The organism is Wolbachia endosymbiont (group A) of Andrena hattorfiana, assembly GCF_947179565.1.
GTDB lineage: Bacteria > Pseudomonadota > Alphaproteobacteria > Rickettsiales > Anaplasmataceae > Wolbachia.
This window is the reverse complement of sequence record NZ_CAMXBT010000002.1, coordinates 275,299-292,475: the sequence shown is the minus strand read 5'-3', so window position 1 is coordinate 292,475 and position 17,177 is coordinate 275,299. Positions and strand designations below refer to the sequence as shown.

Genomic DNA, 17,177 nt, shown 5'->3' with positions numbered 1-17,177 from the left:
TTAAAGTTCCATAATAATGTTGTTACTGTAAATTAATACAATGATTTTGCTTAATATTCTATTATGAATTCCCGTACAATAAGATCCATTTTCATTCCTCGTGAGCCTTTAACTAGAATTGCGTCATTATTCTGAATAATGTTAGCTAAATCACTTTTCAATTGATTAGAATCATTAAAATGCGCGCCTCTTATATTATCTGGCAAAAGCTCATGCAACCTCTAAACATAAATTTACCAGCTGTATAAATTTTATCTATATTATTTTCTGTGACAATCTTAACCAAATCTGTATGAAAATTCTATGCTTTTATCACCAAGTTCCAACATATCACCAAGCAAAGCTACTTTTCCTCTGATTAGAATATGTACTCAAAGTTTTTATTGCAGTTTTTCATCGAAGTAGGGCTGGCGTTATAGGAGTCATCAATTAAATGTATATATTTTCTATTGTATTTTGACCTTATGAATATTGCCTCTACCTTTCGTTACACTAAAATTCTTAAGTGCAAGTGGTAATTTTGATAAATCAAGTCCGAGGCTCTGCACAACTGCTGCAACAGCAAGTAGCGAATAAGCAAAATGCTCACCTTGCACACGTAAATTATAGTTTATAGTTTGATTATTATTTAGTCTTATTTTTAAATTTAACCCGTCATCGTTTCTTATTATGTCTAGTAAGCAAACTTCAGCATTTTTATCTTTACCGAGGCTTATTACATTTCTATTGGCGCGTGATGAGAGATAATCATAATATTTATTATCTCTGTTCAAGACCAAAGTACCGTTATTTTTCGTACCATACAGAATTTCTAACTTCGCTTGTGCAACGTCAAATAGTGATGAAAAATTTTCAGTATGTGCAGGTTCGATGTTGGTAATAACTGCAATATTCGGATTACTAATCTTTGATAATTCTTTTATTTCACCAACTTTATTCATTCCCATTTCAAGGATTAAGTACTGGCAGTTTTTTGGAGCTTTTAGAATTGTCAAAGGCAATCCTATATTATTATTTAAGTTACCTTCGTTTGCATGGGACACTCCATATTGCGATAAAACAGTGTGCAGCATATCCTTTGTAGTGGTTTTCCCGACACTGCCTGTAATTGCAATAACTTTAGCATCAACAAGAATATTTCTAATATAGTATGATGCCATATCGTGCAAAGCTTTCAGGGTATCTTGTACAATAATGAGAGGGAAATTTTTATATTTACCCTCACTTACTATTGCAGCGGCAGCCCCTTTTAAAAACGCTTCATGCAAAAAATTATGGCCATCAAAATTCTTTCCCTTGAGTGCAATAAATAAATCACCTTTTTTTATGCTTCTTGTGTCCGTTGAAATATTTGAGCTATGTGTCCAATTACAACCATTTACGCCTCTTCCGCCAGTTGCATCAATGATATTATTTGTGTTCCATTTAAACATAATTTAGAGAGTATTCTTTATAATAAATTGAACAATAAAAGTAGCGAAAATACTACATGTTTTAGATAATGTACAAATAATGGTTGCAATCCCTATAATTCTATCTTATAATGAATGTAGAAGTTTAAATTTTTTCGTCTATAATTAGGTATGTTGTAGAAAGTACCTTGGAGGGTGTGTATGTTAACAGGGAAAAAATGAAAAATCTACTTCTATACTAGCTAAAGTTGGTAATGCAGCTTCGGGAGTAGGAAGTTTTCTGGGTAGAGGTGTAAAAGTCCTAGTCAAGGGTGCAGTATACCCTATATGGCCAAAGAATTGGTTTAAGTCCTGGGATGAAATGCGGCACGACATAAAAAAATGGCGGGCGTTCTATTATTGGCAACCCACTTGAAGAGTATGACCCACCTATAGAAACCACACAAGCTAGTGAGAATCTTGGGTGTAGAAATATCAGAGCAAAAGAAAGGGAAAGGAAAGGTAGCTTTTTTAGCATCAAGGACTCTTACGGGAGATATACCTTATTTGAACGATGAACAATTGGGTAAAATAAAAAGTAGGTTTTACCGAATGTAACTATTTTTAGAGAAGAAAACAAAATTGTAATTGAAATTAACGTTGAGGGAAATAGCTAACACTATTAAAACTAATCCTGATAATAAAGGCAAGAGCGAGAAAGAAATAGAAGAGCTTGTTCTTAAAGGAATTGCTAATAAAAGTTGACGAAGACCTTAAGAAGCTGGCAGGAATTACTGGTGGAGAATTTAAAATTCATACAGACTTAAAATTGCTGAATGGTATTGCAGAAAAATTGTATCGAGAATATGATAACCAGAACAAACCATCAAAAACTCTAAGGCCAGCACAAACTGGAGAGTCACCAGGGCAGTCTTCAGAAACTGTTACAAGTACAGATGAATTAGTAAAATCTTTTAACATTACTAATCCTAACGAGTTTCCTTTTGGTAAAAGTAAAGAAGCTATTTCTCCTATAAAAAATATGCAGTTATCAGAACGAGATATCAAAAAGCAAGCAGAAGGATTGGGAGAGTACTTTTTTGAATTTTGAAGATGTCTCTGGTGAAGTAATAAAACCACTATCTACGCCTGATGTAGAAAGAAATAAAGGAAGAGGGAAAGGTCGCTCTTAAAATATGAGCAATGAAGTTTATGATAGCAATAACATCTTTTGCTCAAATATTAAGAGGTGAGTTACCTTGTGAGAAGGTACATGAAAATGAAAATGTACTAGCTTTTTCGTGATAAGTACCCTGACGCACCAGTTCACATTTTAGTTATACCAAAAAATCAATATATTTCATACGATGATTTTATTCTAAAAGCTTCTGAAGAGGAGATAGTAAGTTTTTTCAAAATTGTCAGAGAGAAATAGCACATAAATATAATTTAGAAAAAACAGGATATAGATTAGTCACTAACTACGGTGAAAATGGAGAGCAGGTTGTACCACACTTTCACGTGCATATTTTAGGTGGTAAAAAGTTAGGAAAGCATGTAAACTCATAGTGTTATATGTTTTGTTAAATGAGCGAATATCTAACCATAGTAATCTTTATCTGCGTATCAATTGTAGTATCTTTTGCTTTAGGTATATTGCCTATGTTTCTTGCAGTGAGTAAGCCAGATGGTGAAAAACTTTCCACATATGAGTGTGGCTTCAATCCACTATCCAGTGCAAGAAAAAATTTTGACATTAAATTTTACCTAGTTTCAATATTATTTATAATATTTGACTTAGAAATCGCTTTTCTTTTTCCTTGGGCTGTTTCTTTATTTAAGATAAGCTATGGTGGATTTTGGTCTATGATGGTATTTCTTGCAATACTCACTATAGGTTTTATCTATGAATGGTGTAAAGGTGCATTAGAGTGGGAGTAGTTTATGACAAATCAAATTCTATCTAATGATAACTGGGGTCGTTATAAAAAAGAAGGGTTTCTTGTTACTAAATTTGGTGATTTAATAGATTATGTAATGAATTGGGCAAGGTCTGGTTCATTGTGGCCAATGACATTTGGTCTTGCATGTTGTGCAGTTGAGATGATGCATACTGCATCCAGCCGTTATGATCTTGATAGATATGGCATAATGTTTCGTGCAAGCCCACGTCAATCAGATGTGATGATTGTTGCTGGCACACTAACTAATAAAATGGCAGCAGCATTGCGCAAGGTTTATGATCAAATGGCAGACCCAAAGTATGTTATTTCTATGGGAAGTTGTGCAAATGGTGGTGGTTATTACCATTATTCTTATTCAGTAGTCCGAGGCTGTGATAGAATTGTGCCAGTTGACGTGTATGTCCCTGGATGCCCACCAACCGCTGAGGCGTTGCTATATGGAATGCTATGCCTACAAAACAAAATAAAACGAACTCAGAATATAAAGCATGGATAAAACTGCAAGGCATATACAAAAAAAGACCAAGTGTGAGTGCATTCAAAAAGATGATGGCATTATTGTAATATATTCAACTTTAGATGAAATTGAAAAGCACCTATCCTTTCTACGTGATGATGAAAAGTGTAGGTTTGAACTATTAGTTGATATTTTTGGGGTTGACTATCCAGATCGAGAAAAGCGCTTTGAGTTAGTGTACAATTTACTCAGCATTGTGCATAATATTAGAGTACACATAAAACTTCAATTATATGAGGGCGATATGCCTCCAAGCATAGCAAAGGTATTTAGCACAGCTTCGTGGTTTGAGCGTGAAGTGTTTGATATGTATGGAATAGAATTCTCTGATCACCCTGATTTGCGTAGGATTCTAACAGACTATGGATTCAAAGGTCATCCAATGTTAAAAGATTTCCCTCTCACTGGTTATGAGGAAGTAAGATACGATATAGAGGCAAAAAAGGTTGTATATAATCCTATAGATTTATCGCAAGATTTTCGTATGCTTGATAGCCTATCACCTTGGGAAGGTAAAACCATAAAAGTAAATACAAAGGAGTAGAAAATGACAGTACAAAGAAAAAAAATATCTTTAATCGGTGCAGGAAATATCGGTGGAACTCTTGCCCATATGATTGCACTAAGGGAACTCGGCAATGTTGTTTTACTTGATATTAGTGATGGAATACCGCAAGGTAAAGCACTCGACATAGTAGAATCATCCCCTATTGATGAATTTAATTCTGGTTTAACTGGAACTAATCAATACAAAGATATAGAAAATTCTGATGCAATCATCATAACAGCAGGCATTGCTAGAAAACCTGGAATGAGCAGGGATGACCTCCTGCAAACCAATGCTAAAGTAATGAAGGAGGTTGGTGAAAATATTAAGAAGTATTCTCCAAATGCGTTTGTAATAGTGGTTACCAACCCTTTGGATGCCATGGTTTCAGTGGTGCATAAATTTTCAAACCTTCCAGCTAATATGGTTGTTGGAATGGCAGGAGTGCTTGATTCTTCCCGTTTCCGTTATTTTCTTGCAAGTGAATTAAATATTTCAGTTGAAGATATATCTGCTTTTGTGCTTGGAGGACATGGTGACACTATGGTTCCACTCATTAATTGCACTTCTATCGCTGGCATTCCACTTACCCAAGTTATCGGTATGGGTCTCATTACGCAGAAAAAAGTTGATGAAATAGTTGAACGCACTCGCAATGGCGGTAAAGAAATAGTTGATCTGCTTAAGTCTGGATCTGCATACTACGCTCCTGCATCTTCAGCTATATGCATGTTAGAGTCATATTTAAAAGATAAAAGGTGTATATTACCATGTGCTGCTTACCTTAATGGTGAATATGGTGTAAAAGATTTGTTTATTGGTGTTCCTGTAATTATTGGAAAAAATGGAGTTGAAAAGGTCCTAGAAGTTAAGATGGATAATAGTGAACGAGAAATGTTCGATAAATCTGTGAATGCAGTGAAAGAACTATTTAGGCTCATAAGCAAATCAATGGTTTTATAGAATTTCCTTGTAGTCAAGTTTCGTAAACAGCCTAAAAAAGTTGCTTGTGGTTATTTCTGCTACTTTGTCGGGTGACTCATTCCATAACTCTGCCAAACAATCCACAACATATTTTACCATTGCTGGTTCGTTCTTTTTTCCTCTGTAAGGCTCAGGTGATAGATACGGTGCATCAGTTTCAACCAAAACACGTTCGCGTGGTACACCTTGTGCAATTCCTCTGAGTAAGCTCGCATTTTTAAAAGTAATGATTCCAGAAAATGAAATATATAACCCTAAATCTATAGATTGATAAGCAAGCTCTTTAGAGGAAGCAAAGCAGTGCATTACTCCACTAAAAGCACAGGTTTTCATTTCTGACTTTAACATATCGATCATCTCACTATCAGCACTCCTAGTGTGAATAACTAAAGGTAACCCTGTTATTCTTGCTGCTTCTATGTGTGATGCAAAACTTTTTTTCTGATTGTCTTTGTTGTCAGATTTATAAAAATCTAACCCGGTTTCACCGATACTAATTACCTTTTGATTCTTAGTAAATTCAACTAATTCATCAGCATGTATACACTCACCGTTTTCTATAGCAGCATCAAGTGGATGTATACCAACAGAGAAGTAGACTTGATCGTAGGATGAGGAAATTTTTAATAATTTAGGGATATCATCAATGCTTACGCATATGTTATGCAAAATTTTTACACCATTTTGCTCTGCCCTTGAAATTACTTTTGGTATTTCATCATCGGAAAAATAAATCAAGTGGCAATGAGAATCTACTATCATGAGCTTATTGTAAATTTTACTCAATAATAGAAGTTTTTATTGTAGAAGAAAACTCTTCTATCACTGTCTTATAAACTTCTTTTTTAAATGATATAGCATTGGCTACTAAATCATCCATACTTTGCCAACGCCACTCTTTGAACTCTGGATGATCAGTATAATTAATATCAATATCCTTATCCTCTCCATAAAATTTCATTAAGAACCACCTTTGCTTTTGACCAGAATATTTCCCATTCCAGCACTTTGGTATAACTTCTTCAGGCAAGTTGTAGTATATCCAATCCTTGCTTTTAGTTATAACCTTTACTTTATTAGTACCAACTTCCTCTAGCAACTCACGTAACGCTGCTTGTTCCAGTTCCTCACCATCATCAACACCTCCTTGCGGCATCTGCCAGTAAGAGTCGCTATCAAAGCGTTTTCCAATAAAGGCATGTCCTTGTCTGTTAAATAGCATTATGCCAACACAAGGACGATACTTATCTTGCTGCTCAACCACGAGTACGCTCTGTTTTTAAATGATTTGTTACAGAAGTTTTAATTAATTTTCCATTTTTTTCTTCCTTCATCTCTTCAACAATTTTCTTTGCAACTTCCTTTGCACTTAAGTTTGAGTTATCAATTTCAAGTGTACCTTCCGGTATAAATAGCCTTTTCCCTTCAATTCTTTTCATAACAAAATCCGAATCAATAATTTTATTTTTCCGGCATCTCTCCTTTGAGTGAATACGCCTTGCTAGTTCTTCATCATTATAATGTAACACTACAGGAAGAATCTCCATATCCATTTTTTTACTTAAATTTACCACAGAGTTGTATATTCTCTGATCATAGGGGTCACCCCTCTATCAATTCATTTGTAAATATATAATGTTTTGATTTTATGTGGTGTTTTTCTAGTATTGCTAATACATTTTCCCTAACTGCAAAAATTTTTTCCCATAGTTCATCTGGAACTTCAGCATCCTGCAATTTAACAATATCAAATATAATATTATTGAGTAGATTATTGCTTACTATTACTGCATCAATGATTTTACACAGTTCCTTTGCAATAGTAAACTTACCACTGCCTGGAAAGCCGATTAAGTAGATGAGAGTCTTGTCCATAATGAATACTAGTAGAAAGCTATTTTCAATTATATATAAAAGTATATACATTGTACATGCTAAAAACATGATAATAAAATAGATGCAGGTAATACCTTTTTAACGAACAGTCGCGTTGAAAATAGTTCATATTTAGAGATTTTGAGTGTATAATTATAAGTAAATTAAATAATTTAAGATGATGACTAGTGTATCCAGTGATACAGAATCAATAAAAAGCATGATTGTAAGTATAATAGATCAAAATAAAGGTAACGATATAGTTACTCTCGATGTGCAGAATAGAACCATTATTGCAAAATATATGATTATTGCATCTGGTGATTCAAGTCGCCATGTGAAAGCGTTAGCTGAACACGTAATAAAAAGTCTCGAGCGACATGATAAAATAGATGTAGAAGGTATGGATGAAGGCAATTGGGTGATTTTGAATTTTCAAGGCATAATGGTTCACATATTCAGGTCAGAAGTAAGGGAGTATTATAAAATAGAAGAGTTATGGAACTGATTGCCTGGATAGCTGGTGCACAACTGCACAAACGTTGTAATTTTGAAGGCAACTCCTGCACAGGTGGTGTCATTCCAGTGCTTGACACTGGAATCCAGTTTTTCATGCAATTTCATCGAAAACGTTGTATAGTGTGCTTGTTTATAATTAAGTTTTCTGGATCCCAGTGTCTGGGCACTGGGATGACATCTTTCCCTATTAGGGTTACCTTCGGCATTAATGACAGGATAGACTGGGGTTTATAAAATGAAACACAAGTCCGAGTTTTTAAATTTTATCCAAAAAAGAGGGTACCTATACCAATGTACAAATATTGAAGGGTTAGATCAGCTATTATCCGAAAATAATCATATAGTCGCATACATTGGGTTTGATTGCACAGCACCAAGTCTTCATGCTGGTCACCTAATTCAGATTATGATGCTCCGTCACCTGCAGAAATTTGGTTATAAGCCGATAGTCTTACTTGGAGGTGGCACAACAAAAATTGGTGACCCATCCTTCAAAGATAAAGCAAGAAGCATCTTGCCCGTAGAGAACATCAATCAAAATACATCCAGCATAAGGAGAATATTAGAGAAAATGGTGTCTTTTAATGACAGCAAGACTGGTACAATGATAGTAAATAACGCAGATTGGTTGAATAACATAAAATACATAGATTTTTTGCGTGATATAGGAGCTTATTTTTCTGTAAATCGTATGCTAAGTTTTGATAGTGTGAAAACCAGGCTGGATAGAGAGCAAACCTTAAGCTTTCTGGAATTTAATTACATGCTATTGCAGGCTTATGATTTTGTTGAGTTGAATAAAAAGCATGGCTGTCGTCTGCAGATTGGAGGGTCAGACCAGTGGGGAAATATAGTAAACGGAATTGAGCTTGGAAAAAAGTTGAATTTACCTGAGCTGTTTGGCCTTACTGCCCCTCTTTTATTGAATGCTCAAGGGGTAAAAATGGGCAAAACTGAAAGTGGAGCAGTGTGGCTTGATGATAATATGCTAAAGCCTTACGACTACTGGCAATATTTTCGCAACGTTGATGATCAAGATGTTGGACGTTTTTTGAGATTGCTCACTGATGTGTCAATTGATGAGATCAAAAAGTTAGAATCCTTAAAAGATCAGGAAATAAATGAAGCAAAAAAAGTTTTAGCAACAGAGGTGACAAAAATATGTCATGGTGACAAAGAAGCGGAACTTGCACTATCTGCTGCAGTCTCTGCTTTTGAGAATGAAGATAGCTCACTACTTCCTGATTACATCATAAAAAAAGCACAAGTTGCAAGCCGCATATCCTTAGTAAACCTACTGCGTGACACCGGTTTTGAACCTTCAAAAGGCGCAGCAAAGCGTTTAATACAGGGCAACGGGTGCAAAGTTAATGATAATATTATAAATGACGTTAACTATATAATAAATTTCGAGAGCTTTAAAGGTCAGCCATTTATAAAATTATCTGCAGGAAAAAAACGCCATATAAAAGTCGTGGTGGGTTAATAAATTTTTATGGAAGAAAGGATATATTAGAAAATTGAGGGCTTTATATATGAAATAAGGAGGCAAAAATGAGACTGTATTATAAAGGTATCACAGGTCTTATCAAAGAACCCTGCCTCTCTAGCGGAAGAGATTATTTTAACAAAAGAAAGGTACAGATTATATCTGTTAATGAATCTCAAGCTAAATCAAAGGTAGTTGGATCAAATGTATATCGAGTAACACTAAAGCATGATGGTCCTCTTTTCAGTGGAACATGTTTCTGCCCTGCATTCTGTTACTTTGGTCCATGTAAGCATATGGCTGCAACAGGTTTTGCTTTGATTGATCTTGACAGAGAGGAGTATCGGTCGTCTGCGCGCCCAGATGAACAGACTCTCTTTGAAAGGTTTTTACTTAAAAAAACAAAACAAGAGCTAATTTCAATAATTACTCGTTCCAGTGAACATTATCCTGAGATTTTTGAAGAACTAGAGGATAAAGAATATGAGCAATTCACTCAAAGTAAGTTTTCAAAATCCGAGAATTATGTATAAAGTGATTGGAAAGATGGTGAGATCAGGTAATCTATAGCTGATCCAAGGAAGACATCATACCGCCGCGGCGCTAACGAGTAGCAGAATGACGAGGTTATCGTCATGCCGCCGCGAACCGTCATACCGTCACGGTATCTCAGCCGTTAACAAGTAGCGGGATACTTAACCGTCATACCGCCGCGGTATCTCATCCGCTAACACGTAGCGGGATGACGGTTATCAGGGTAGTACCTTCTCCTGTCATCCCAGTGCCCAGACTACTTGGATCCAGGAAACTTAACTTTAAATAAGTGTCTGCATAATAAAGACTAGATTCCAGCGTCACGCGCTGGAATGACACCATTTTCGGTCTCTTAAGCTACAAACATTAAGAAATTTACCAAACGAAAAAAAAGGCAAAAGAAGCCCCGTGGTGCGAGTTTTGACCCTATAATAATTTAAACTGGCGCTGTAATAATGTGCTAACGCTTAAAATAAGCGCGATTTGGCTGAATGTAGAAAAAATTTAAAAGATATGCAGCCGCTATAATTTTATGTAATCCGCCAATAAATACCCTGAGTTTTTTACTGAATTTTGTCATTGAGCCTGCAGGTCAAAAACAAGTTTTGAGTCATAGATACCCTTATCGTCATAATAAGGGGGCTGGCGGAGTTTGTCAAGGAAGTTTTTTCGTTTCTGCGGGCTACTTGAATAACGGCTACAATGTTTGTACAGCTATGTACATAGTGCTGGAACCCAAAAAAAGAACCAAGTAGCTTGGCTACTTGGATGACAGAAGGTAATACAAGAAGTCTATTGGCTCTCGTATACCTTAATAAAATTTAACAAGTTTATCTATAGTTTTAGTGATGATTCTTGGAGTATCTGGAGAAACTGCTGAGCTCAGCTTATTTAACCGCTCTATAGCAAACTCGCTATTCTCATTTGTTATGAAATCACATAAAATATTTTCTATGTCCTTAGTAATACTTTCATGCTTTCTCAGAGGATGATTATGTGGGTACCTACTGATGGTTTTGATACTGGAATACTCAACAAAAGCTTGACCCTTAAAGGTAAGTTGTCTTAATTTCTCTTTGAATTTTCCTTTTTCCTCTTTTGCTAAAAGGCGAGACTTTATCAGTGATTTTATAATCAAATTTATAGCTTGATGTATTTCAGAATGCACTATAACTTTAATGGTATTTTTTTCTACTATACAATCATAAATATTTTTTTCGCTCTGTAACGACTCTATTAATGCCTTGCTACTTTGTGAATTCAATTCCAAATTCTCTTCACTCATAGGAGTTATTATGAAGATGTTCTTACTCACTCTGATGTTAAATTTTGGAGAGCCTTCAGAAAAAGAAAATGCTACATTCTTAGATTCAAGTGCGTGATTGTATGCAGCAAAAAGGGTGTGTGCTATAACACTGCTGGGCACCTTCATTCCATGTTTACTCAGGTGGTTCAATACATTTTCAACTTCATGATATGTAAAGTCTGTATCTTTTAGCAATTCAACAACTTCTTTGCCGTTGTGCTGTTTATACTCTATTCTCACTTCTTCTGTAAAAAGTGTTTTAGCTGCTATATGTTTATCAAGCACTGTGAAAATCTTGATGAAATTCTCTAAATCTTGTTTGTTAACTAATTCGATACTAATTAAGTTTCTGCTAATAATTGAAATATTTTTTGTCATTTTTTCCCACTAAAAAAAACTCACTAAATGAATTGTATTTTTAATTCATTAAGAATTGTTTAAAGTGAGCATACTAGTTTTCATTTACGTATTACACGACAAAACAAGATAAAAAGTTACATAAAATCATCATGTGGTATAACACACTCTCCACATTCATCATTGCTGTTTGTGTAGGTTGTGACATCAGTGTGATTGTCATTATTATTTAGCATATCATCCAACTTTCCTTCTTTTTCAAGATCCATCAATTTGTCACACCCCCCAATGTGCTTATCGTTAATAAAGATCTGTGGAACTGTTCTAACGTTATACTTTGATTTTATGTCGTTAAATAGATCTGAGTTTTTGAGCACATCGATTTCTTCATATTTCACACCTTTTTTATCCAGTAACTCTTTTGCTTTTTTGCAGAATGGGCAGTGATGCTTTACATATATTATAACTTTTCCTTTAGTATTTTTCACAATTTATCTCCGTAGCTTGCTAAAATATAGTTATTATATATAAGAAACATGTAAAAACATCAAATTGTATGAAAATTATTTATAATTGTGAGCAAGGGATAGAAAATAATATAGCACTAACCTTTGGAAATTTCGATGGCATTCATTTAGGACATGAATTTGCAATTTCCACTCTAAAGAAGGTAGCACAAGAAAGAGGATTACCCTCTGCAGTTTTAACTTTTGAGCCTCATCCATCAACTGTTTTATTTGGTAGAAACAATTTTAGGTTAATAGACCAAGAACAAAAAAAGGAACTAATCAGCAGCTATGGTATAGATTACTTGTATATTATTAATTTTAGTAGAGGTTTTTCTGAGGTTAGCTGCGATGACTTTATCAGTGAGATTTTAATAGATAAATATGGCGCTAAACACATAATTGTCGGAGAAAATTGCACTTTTGGTCATAAACGATTGGGTGATATATTAACTCTAGAGAAATATTCTGAAACATACGGATACTCTTTGACTAAATTAGAGCCATTAATAATTGACGGCAAAATTTGCTCTTCTTCTTCAATCAGAGAGTATGTACAGAAAGGTGAAATAGACATTGCTAATAAATTACTTGGTAGACCTCATCAAGTTTCTGGTGTTGTGACAAAGGGTGCGTGTAGAGGTAGAGAAATAGGATTCCCAACCATAAATATTCCTATAGAAGATTGCATGATAAAACCAAAATTTGGTACATATTACGCTAAAGTGATGTTTTCTTATAATAACCCAAACTGGTTATATGGAGTAGTCAATATTGGTATGAGACCTACATTTAAGGATCTGAAAAAGCCTATAATAGAAATGCACATATTCGATTTTGATGAAGACTTATATAATCATAAAGTTAATATACAACTTTTAAAATTCATAAGGTCAGAAAAAAAATTCCATAGTATTGAGGAGTTAACAAAACAGATAAATTATGATATACTTAAAATTTATAGGTTAAAGACAAATTTATGAAAAAGTTATGCTTAATTGTTATATTAATTATAGTATTGATTGACCAAACGAGCAAATTGTACATAAACTCATTGATTGATGAGGGAGAATCAATTGAGATCGCTAGCTTTATAAAGCTAGTTGAAGTTTGGAATTCAGGCATTAGTTTTGGAATGTGTAGCGCTTTACCGCATAGCGGTTTCTTTTTTTCAGCATTTTCAATACTAATAATTGGTATACTTGCATACTTGATATACAAGTCTGATGATCAGTCAACTTACCTTGGGTTTTCTCTGATGATTGGTGGAGCAATCGGAAACGTAGTTGATAGGATTTATTGGGGAGCTGTATATGATTTCATATATTTTCATATTGATGATTGGTATTGGCCAGCTTTTAATTTAGCGGATTTATCTATAGTTTGTGGAATGTTTACATTGTTATATAAGTGGTATATATACGATATGTTTATTTCTAAACAAAATGAGGAATAAAATAATTGTTTTTATATTAGGTCGAAATAATGCTTCATAAGTTTTTTAGTTTTCTTATACTACCTGCACTCTTTTTTACTTACCCAATTTCTTTGAAGGCTTTAAGCATAGAGCACGACATAAAACATGCTAAACTCATTAACGGACTAGATGTCTATGTTGTTCCTAATCATCGGATTCCAGCCGTTTTACATGCAGTAATATACAAAGTTGGGGGAATGGATGATCCAATTGGCAAAGCAGGATTGGCTCACTACTTTGAACATTTAATGTTTGAAACTACAGGGAAGTTCACAGATATAGAAGCCACTATGAGTAGCATTGGGGCCCAGTTTAATGCGTTTACTACTAAGGAATATACCTGTTACTACGAATTAGTCCTTAAAAATGACTTACCACTGGCAATGGAAGTTGAAGCAGACAGAATGGGCAATTTTAATGTTACCCAAGATAAAATAGAAAGAGAAAAAAACATTGTACTGGAAGAGAGGAAGATGAGATTTGATAATCATCCTAACAGCTTGTTGTGGGAAGAAATGGATAGTGCATTTTACCGTACTGGCTATGGCAGATCTGTTATTGGCTGGGAGAGCGATATCAAAACTTACAATCAGGATGACATAACGAGGTTTCATAATAACTATTATCACCCCGGCAATGCAATATTACTGATTGTTGGTGATGTGGAATTTGATGAAGTAGTGAAATTAGCAGAAGAAAAATATGGCGAAATTAAAGCTAAGCCTGTAATGAGACATTACCCAAATCAGGATCCAGTGCATAATGCAGGTTTATTGGTGATTTTAGAGAGCACTGAAGTAAAAGAACCAGTTTTATATTTTCGTTATCGTGTTTCTTTATTTAAGCACACAAGTGAAACCTCTGCTGCTCATTTAGCGGTTGACATTTTAGGTAGCGGCAAATCCAGCAAACTGTATAAAGATTTGGTTTTAGATAAAGATGTGGCAGTATCAGTATCTGCTTATTACAATAGTTTAACTTTTAGTGATGGCTATATTAATATTCAGGTCATTCCAAAAAGCGGGGTTAATTTAGGCACTGTTGAAAGAGAATTAGAAAATGCTATTAATAACTTCATGTCTAAAGGAATAACGGATGAGGAGTTGCAAAGCTCAAAATATAGATATAAAGCAGCACAGTTTGATAACTTATCTAGCTTAGAGAATATAGCATTCTTTTACGGCTCACAGCTAGCGCTTGGTATTCCACTTGATGAAATAGATATTTCATATAGCAAGATTAATGATGTCAATTTAGAGGATGTAAATAATAAAATCCGTGCTATTTTTTCTGCTAATAAGTTAATTGGTCGTTTGTTGCCAAAAGGAGATGATAATGAGAATAAGTAAATTTGTACTTCTATTTTTTTTCTGTCTAGGCTTTAATTTACAAGCAAGTGGTAACCTAAATATAGAGGAGGTCACTACCCGTAAAGGATTTAAGTTTCTATTTGTTGAAAACTATGACTTACCAAAAGTTTCGATAAATATCTCATTCAAAGATGCAGGTTATGTGTATGAAAATTCGGAAAAACAGGGACTAGGTTGGTTTACTTCTCTTATAATTCAAGAAGGGGCAGGAAAAAATGATGCCAAAGATTTTGCAAAAAGGCTAGAAGATAAAGGGATTAGTTTAAATTTTATTGCTGGTTTAGAAGCATTTAGGGTTTTATTAAATACTTTGTCTGAGAATCTAGAGGATGCAATTTCGTTACTAAGCGACGCTATAATACGTCCTAAAGTTGACTCTGAAGGGTTGAATAGAGTTTTCGAGAAAGCCAAAGTTGATTTTAATAATCTTGAAAAAAATCCTTTTTTTATTGCTGGAGAAGAATTGAATACGTTATTGTTTAAAAAACACCCTTACTCAAAAAGTGTGTACGGTACTCTTGACACTATAATGAGCATTACTAGGAACGATGTTTTAACATACATAAAGCGTAATTTTGCTAAAGATAACATAGTTATCAGTGTTGCTGGTTGTGCAACAAAGGAAGAAATTAGTGCACTACTGGATAAATATTTATCTAAATTGCCGTCAAAAAGATCAAAAATTAGAAAAATACCTGTGAAAAATGATTTTGGTTCTGCAGAAAGTAAGAATATTTTTATGGATATACCACAGAGTGTAATATTTTTTGCTCAAAAAGGTATAGCTTATGAAGATCCTAATTATTATAACGCAAGCGTCTTAATTAATGCACTTGGCGGCATGGGGCTAAATTCAATATTAATGAAAGAATTGAGACAAAATTTGGGTATTACTTATGGTGTTTATGCAAATATTATTTCCAATAAACATGGGAACGTTATAGCTGGAAGTATTAATACTGATAGTTCTACTGCTGGCAAAGCTATATCAGCAGTAAAAGATACATTTAGCAGAATAAAAAAGGAGGGAATTGACGAACAATTGTTCAAGGATGCAAAAATTGGTATGGTAAATTCCTATGTTTTCTCTATGTTTAATAATAACAACATAGTTGCAAAACTAAATAATATTCAGACAAACAAACGCGATATTAACCATATAAATGATTTTGTTAGCTATATTAATGACGTTAAATTAGAGAAAGTAAACGAACTGGCAAGCTCTTTACTGGAACCCGAAAATTTATTTTTTGTTGAAGTTGGGAGAAACACTTAAGGTCAATAATTAATACTTTCTGCTATTGATCTTACTGCTTCTACATAACACTTATGCTCCTCAGCTAGAATGCGTTCTGAGAGGCTTTGAATATCATCAGCTGGTAACACTGGCACAGCAACTTGAGCAATTATGGCTCCAGCATCAATTTCAGGAGTGACGTAATGTACAGTACAGCCTGCGATTTTTACTCCTGCTTTTAGAGCTTGCTCTTGAGCATTTAGGCCCTTAAAGGACGGAAGTAGAGAGGGATGAATATTTATCACCTTGTTATTCCATTTACTGAGAAAATTAGCTTGCAGGATTCTCATAAACCCTGCAAGGCAAATTAAATCAACCTTATGTTGAACAAATATTTCGTGAATTTTATCAGCATCAAGTGGTTTATCTCTAACAATAAACGCTGGCACTCCTGCTTGTTCTGCTATTTTTTAGGCCAGCAGCTTCGCTATTATTTGTGATAGCGCACACAACTTCTGCAGGAAAATTACGATTTTGACATGCCTCTATCAAGGCCTGCATATTTGATCCCCTGCCTGAAATTAGTATCCCAAGTTTCACCTTTTTCATTTTGTGCAATTGATTTGGTGTAATAATTAATGTTAACAAAATAACTCAAAAAGTAAATCTATAGCTAAAGTGACTTAGGTTTACCAACGATTTGAAAAACAACAAATTCGTCATTCCGCTACTCGTTAGCGGAATCTATGTTGAGATACCGCGAATGAATCGCGGTATGACGTGGGAAAAACCTTTCTTGGGTTAGGTGTGCCGTAGAGACACAAAGAATGTTCAAGTAAGAGCAAACTAAGTGCAAAAGCTACGCAATAGATGAGGGTGGGCCCCTCGGAGCCGGTTTACAAGAGCAGGCTTCAAACAGCCATAAGCTGCTTTGGTAAAGAGCTAAGGTAGTGAGCGTTATGGAAAAGGCGCAATTATGCGTCATGTATGAAATAGAGAGACGAATGGAAATGAACCACTGATAAAGTGTCGAAAGGAACTAGACGACGTCAAAACCAGGGGTCTAACCTAACCTGGGATAAATCTATCGGGAGCTTGTTTACC

The 17,177-nt window shown here is 34.6% G+C and carries 19 protein-coding genes and 3 pseudogenes; 14 read left to right on the top strand and 8 right to left on the bottom strand.

Translation table 11 applies throughout. From position 1 onward, the window contains the following. Positions 1-50 precede the first annotated feature (50 nt). Positions 51-1,433, bottom strand: a pseudogene (locus OM966_RS03200) (UDP-N-acetylmuramoyl-tripeptide--D-alanyl-D-alanine ligase). Positions 1,434-2,139: 706 nt separating this feature from the next. Here OM966_RS03200 and OM966_RS03195 point away from each other — a divergent pair. From OM966_RS03195 to mdh, 6 genes and pseudogenes are all read left to right on the top strand, one after another. Further along, on the top strand, positions 2,140-2,502 hold the full coding sequence (locus OM966_RS03195; protein ID WP_264328788.1) for a hypothetical protein: 363 nt from the start codon (positions 2,140-2,142) through the stop codon (positions 2,500-2,502). An 85-nt stretch (positions 2,503-2,587) separates the two neighbouring features. Next, positions 2,588-2,960, top strand: a pseudogene (locus tag OM966_RS03190) (HIT domain-containing protein). 18 nt (positions 2,961-2,978) lie between these two features. Continuing rightward, positions 2,979-3,332, top strand: coding sequence for an NADH-quinone oxidoreductase subunit A (ndhC, locus tag OM966_RS03185; protein WP_264328787.1), 354 nt, complete (start codon positions 2,979-2,981; stop codon positions 3,330-3,332). Positions 3,333-3,335: 3 nt separating this feature from the next. Beyond that, positions 3,336-3,851 (top strand): NuoB/complex I 20 kDa subunit family protein, encoded by a 516-nt coding sequence (locus OM966_RS03180; RefSeq protein ID WP_264328786.1) that lies wholly within the window; start codon positions 3,336-3,338, stop codon positions 3,849-3,851. Continuing rightward, the gene (locus OM966_RS03175) at positions 3,844-4,416 is read left to right on the top strand and encodes an NADH-quinone oxidoreductase subunit C (protein WP_264328785.1); all 573 of its coding nucleotides are present in this window, start codon (positions 3,844-3,846) and stop codon (positions 4,414-4,416) included. Before OM966_RS03180 ends, OM966_RS03175 begins: the two co-directional genes overlap by 8 nt. A gap of 3 nt (positions 4,417-4,419) precedes the next feature. Further along, positions 4,420-5,382: a malate dehydrogenase gene (gene mdh, locus OM966_RS03170; protein ID WP_264328784.1), complete on the top strand. Its 963-nt coding sequence runs from the start codon at positions 4,420-4,422 to the stop codon at positions 5,380-5,382. Here the strand turns inward: mdh and OM966_RS03165 are convergent. From OM966_RS03165 to OM966_RS03150, 4 genes are read right to left on the bottom strand one after another with little or no spacing between them, the layout of a single operon-like run. After that, positions 5,377-6,165, bottom strand: coding sequence for a TatD family hydrolase (locus tag OM966_RS03165; protein ID WP_264329035.1), 789 nt, complete (start codon positions 6,163-6,165; stop codon positions 5,377-5,379). The two genes, mdh and OM966_RS03165, sit on opposite strands and share 6 nt — an antisense overlap. A 16-nt stretch (positions 6,166-6,181) precedes the next feature. After that, positions 6,182-6,667, bottom strand: a complete 486-nt coding sequence (locus OM966_RS03160) for an RNA pyrophosphohydrolase (RefSeq protein WP_264328783.1) — start codon at positions 6,665-6,667, stop codon at positions 6,182-6,184. Beyond that, on the bottom strand, positions 6,660-6,956 hold the full coding sequence (locus OM966_RS03155; RefSeq protein WP_264328782.1) for a hypothetical protein: 297 nt from the start codon (positions 6,954-6,956) through the stop codon (positions 6,660-6,662). The genes OM966_RS03160 and OM966_RS03155 overlap by 8 nt, the downstream gene beginning before the upstream one ends. Positions 6,957-7,005: 49 nt before the next feature. Then, complete coding sequence (locus OM966_RS03150; protein ID WP_264328781.1) at positions 7,006-7,278, bottom strand: ATP-binding protein; 273 nt, start codon at positions 7,276-7,278, stop codon at positions 7,006-7,008. A 181-nt stretch (positions 7,279-7,459) separates the two neighbouring features. On the opposite strand from OM966_RS03150, the gene rsfS reads away from it, so the two are divergent. The 4 genes from rsfS (at position 7,460) to OM966_RS03130 (ending at position 9,819) form a co-directional block, all read left to right on the top strand. Further along, on the top strand, positions 7,460-7,786 hold the full coding sequence (rsfS, locus tag OM966_RS03145; protein ID WP_264329034.1) for a ribosome silencing factor: 327 nt from the start codon (positions 7,460-7,462) through the stop codon (positions 7,784-7,786). Further along, complete coding sequence (locus OM966_RS07450; RefSeq protein ID WP_410540651.1) at positions 7,777-8,031, top strand: hypothetical protein; 255 nt, start codon at positions 7,777-7,779, stop codon at positions 8,029-8,031. The genes rsfS and OM966_RS07450 overlap by 10 nt, the downstream gene beginning before the upstream one ends. Before the next feature lies 1 nt (position 8,032). Then, complete coding sequence (tyrS, locus tag OM966_RS03135; protein WP_264328780.1) at positions 8,033-9,283, top strand: tyrosine--tRNA ligase; 1,251 nt, start codon at positions 8,033-8,035, stop codon at positions 9,281-9,283. Positions 9,284-9,351: 68 nt separating this feature from the next. Then, positions 9,352-9,819, top strand: a complete 468-nt coding sequence (locus OM966_RS03130; protein ID WP_264328779.1) for an SWIM zinc finger family protein — start codon at positions 9,352-9,354, stop codon at positions 9,817-9,819. A gap of 812 nt (positions 9,820-10,631) precedes the next feature. Here OM966_RS03130 and OM966_RS03125 read toward each other — a convergent pair. Further along, complete coding sequence (locus OM966_RS03125; protein WP_264328778.1) at positions 10,632-11,504, bottom strand: hypothetical protein; 873 nt, start codon at positions 11,502-11,504, stop codon at positions 10,632-10,634. Positions 11,505-11,620: 116 nt separating this feature from the next. Continuing rightward, positions 11,621-11,971, bottom strand: coding sequence for a glutaredoxin 3 (gene grxC, locus OM966_RS03120; RefSeq protein ID WP_164224674.1), 351 nt, complete (start codon positions 11,969-11,971; stop codon positions 11,621-11,623). 68 nt (positions 11,972-12,039) lie between these two features. Here grxC and ribF point away from each other — a divergent pair, with 68 nt between their 5' ends. The 4 genes from ribF to OM966_RS03100 are packed head-to-tail and all read left to right on the top strand — an operon-like array spanning position 12,040 to position 16,112. Beyond that, positions 12,040-12,972, top strand: a complete 933-nt coding sequence (gene ribF / locus OM966_RS03115) for a riboflavin biosynthesis protein RibF (RefSeq protein WP_264328777.1) — start codon at positions 12,040-12,042, stop codon at positions 12,970-12,972. Beyond that, positions 12,969-13,445 carry a signal peptidase II gene (gene lspA / locus OM966_RS03110; RefSeq protein ID WP_264328776.1) on the top strand — a complete coding sequence of 159 codons (477 nt, stop codon included), beginning with the start codon at positions 12,969-12,971 and terminating at the stop codon, positions 13,443-13,445. Before ribF ends, lspA begins: the two co-directional genes overlap by 4 nt. A gap of 29 nt (positions 13,446-13,474) precedes the next feature. Continuing rightward, positions 13,475-14,815 carry a M16 family metallopeptidase gene (locus OM966_RS03105; RefSeq protein ID WP_264328775.1) on the top strand — a complete coding sequence of 447 codons (1,341 nt, stop codon included), beginning with the start codon at positions 13,475-13,477 and terminating at the stop codon, positions 14,813-14,815. Then, positions 14,802-16,112: a M16 family metallopeptidase gene (locus tag OM966_RS03100; RefSeq protein ID WP_264328774.1), complete on the top strand. Its 1,311-nt coding sequence runs from the start codon at positions 14,802-14,804 to the stop codon at positions 16,110-16,112. The genes OM966_RS03105 and OM966_RS03100 overlap by 14 nt, the downstream gene beginning before the upstream one ends. A gap of 2 nt (positions 16,113-16,114) precedes the next feature. Here the strand turns inward: OM966_RS03100 and purN are convergent. Further along, a pseudogene (gene purN, locus OM966_RS03095) lies at positions 16,115-16,682 on the bottom strand (phosphoribosylglycinamide formyltransferase). Positions 16,683-17,177: the final 495 nt, after the last annotated feature.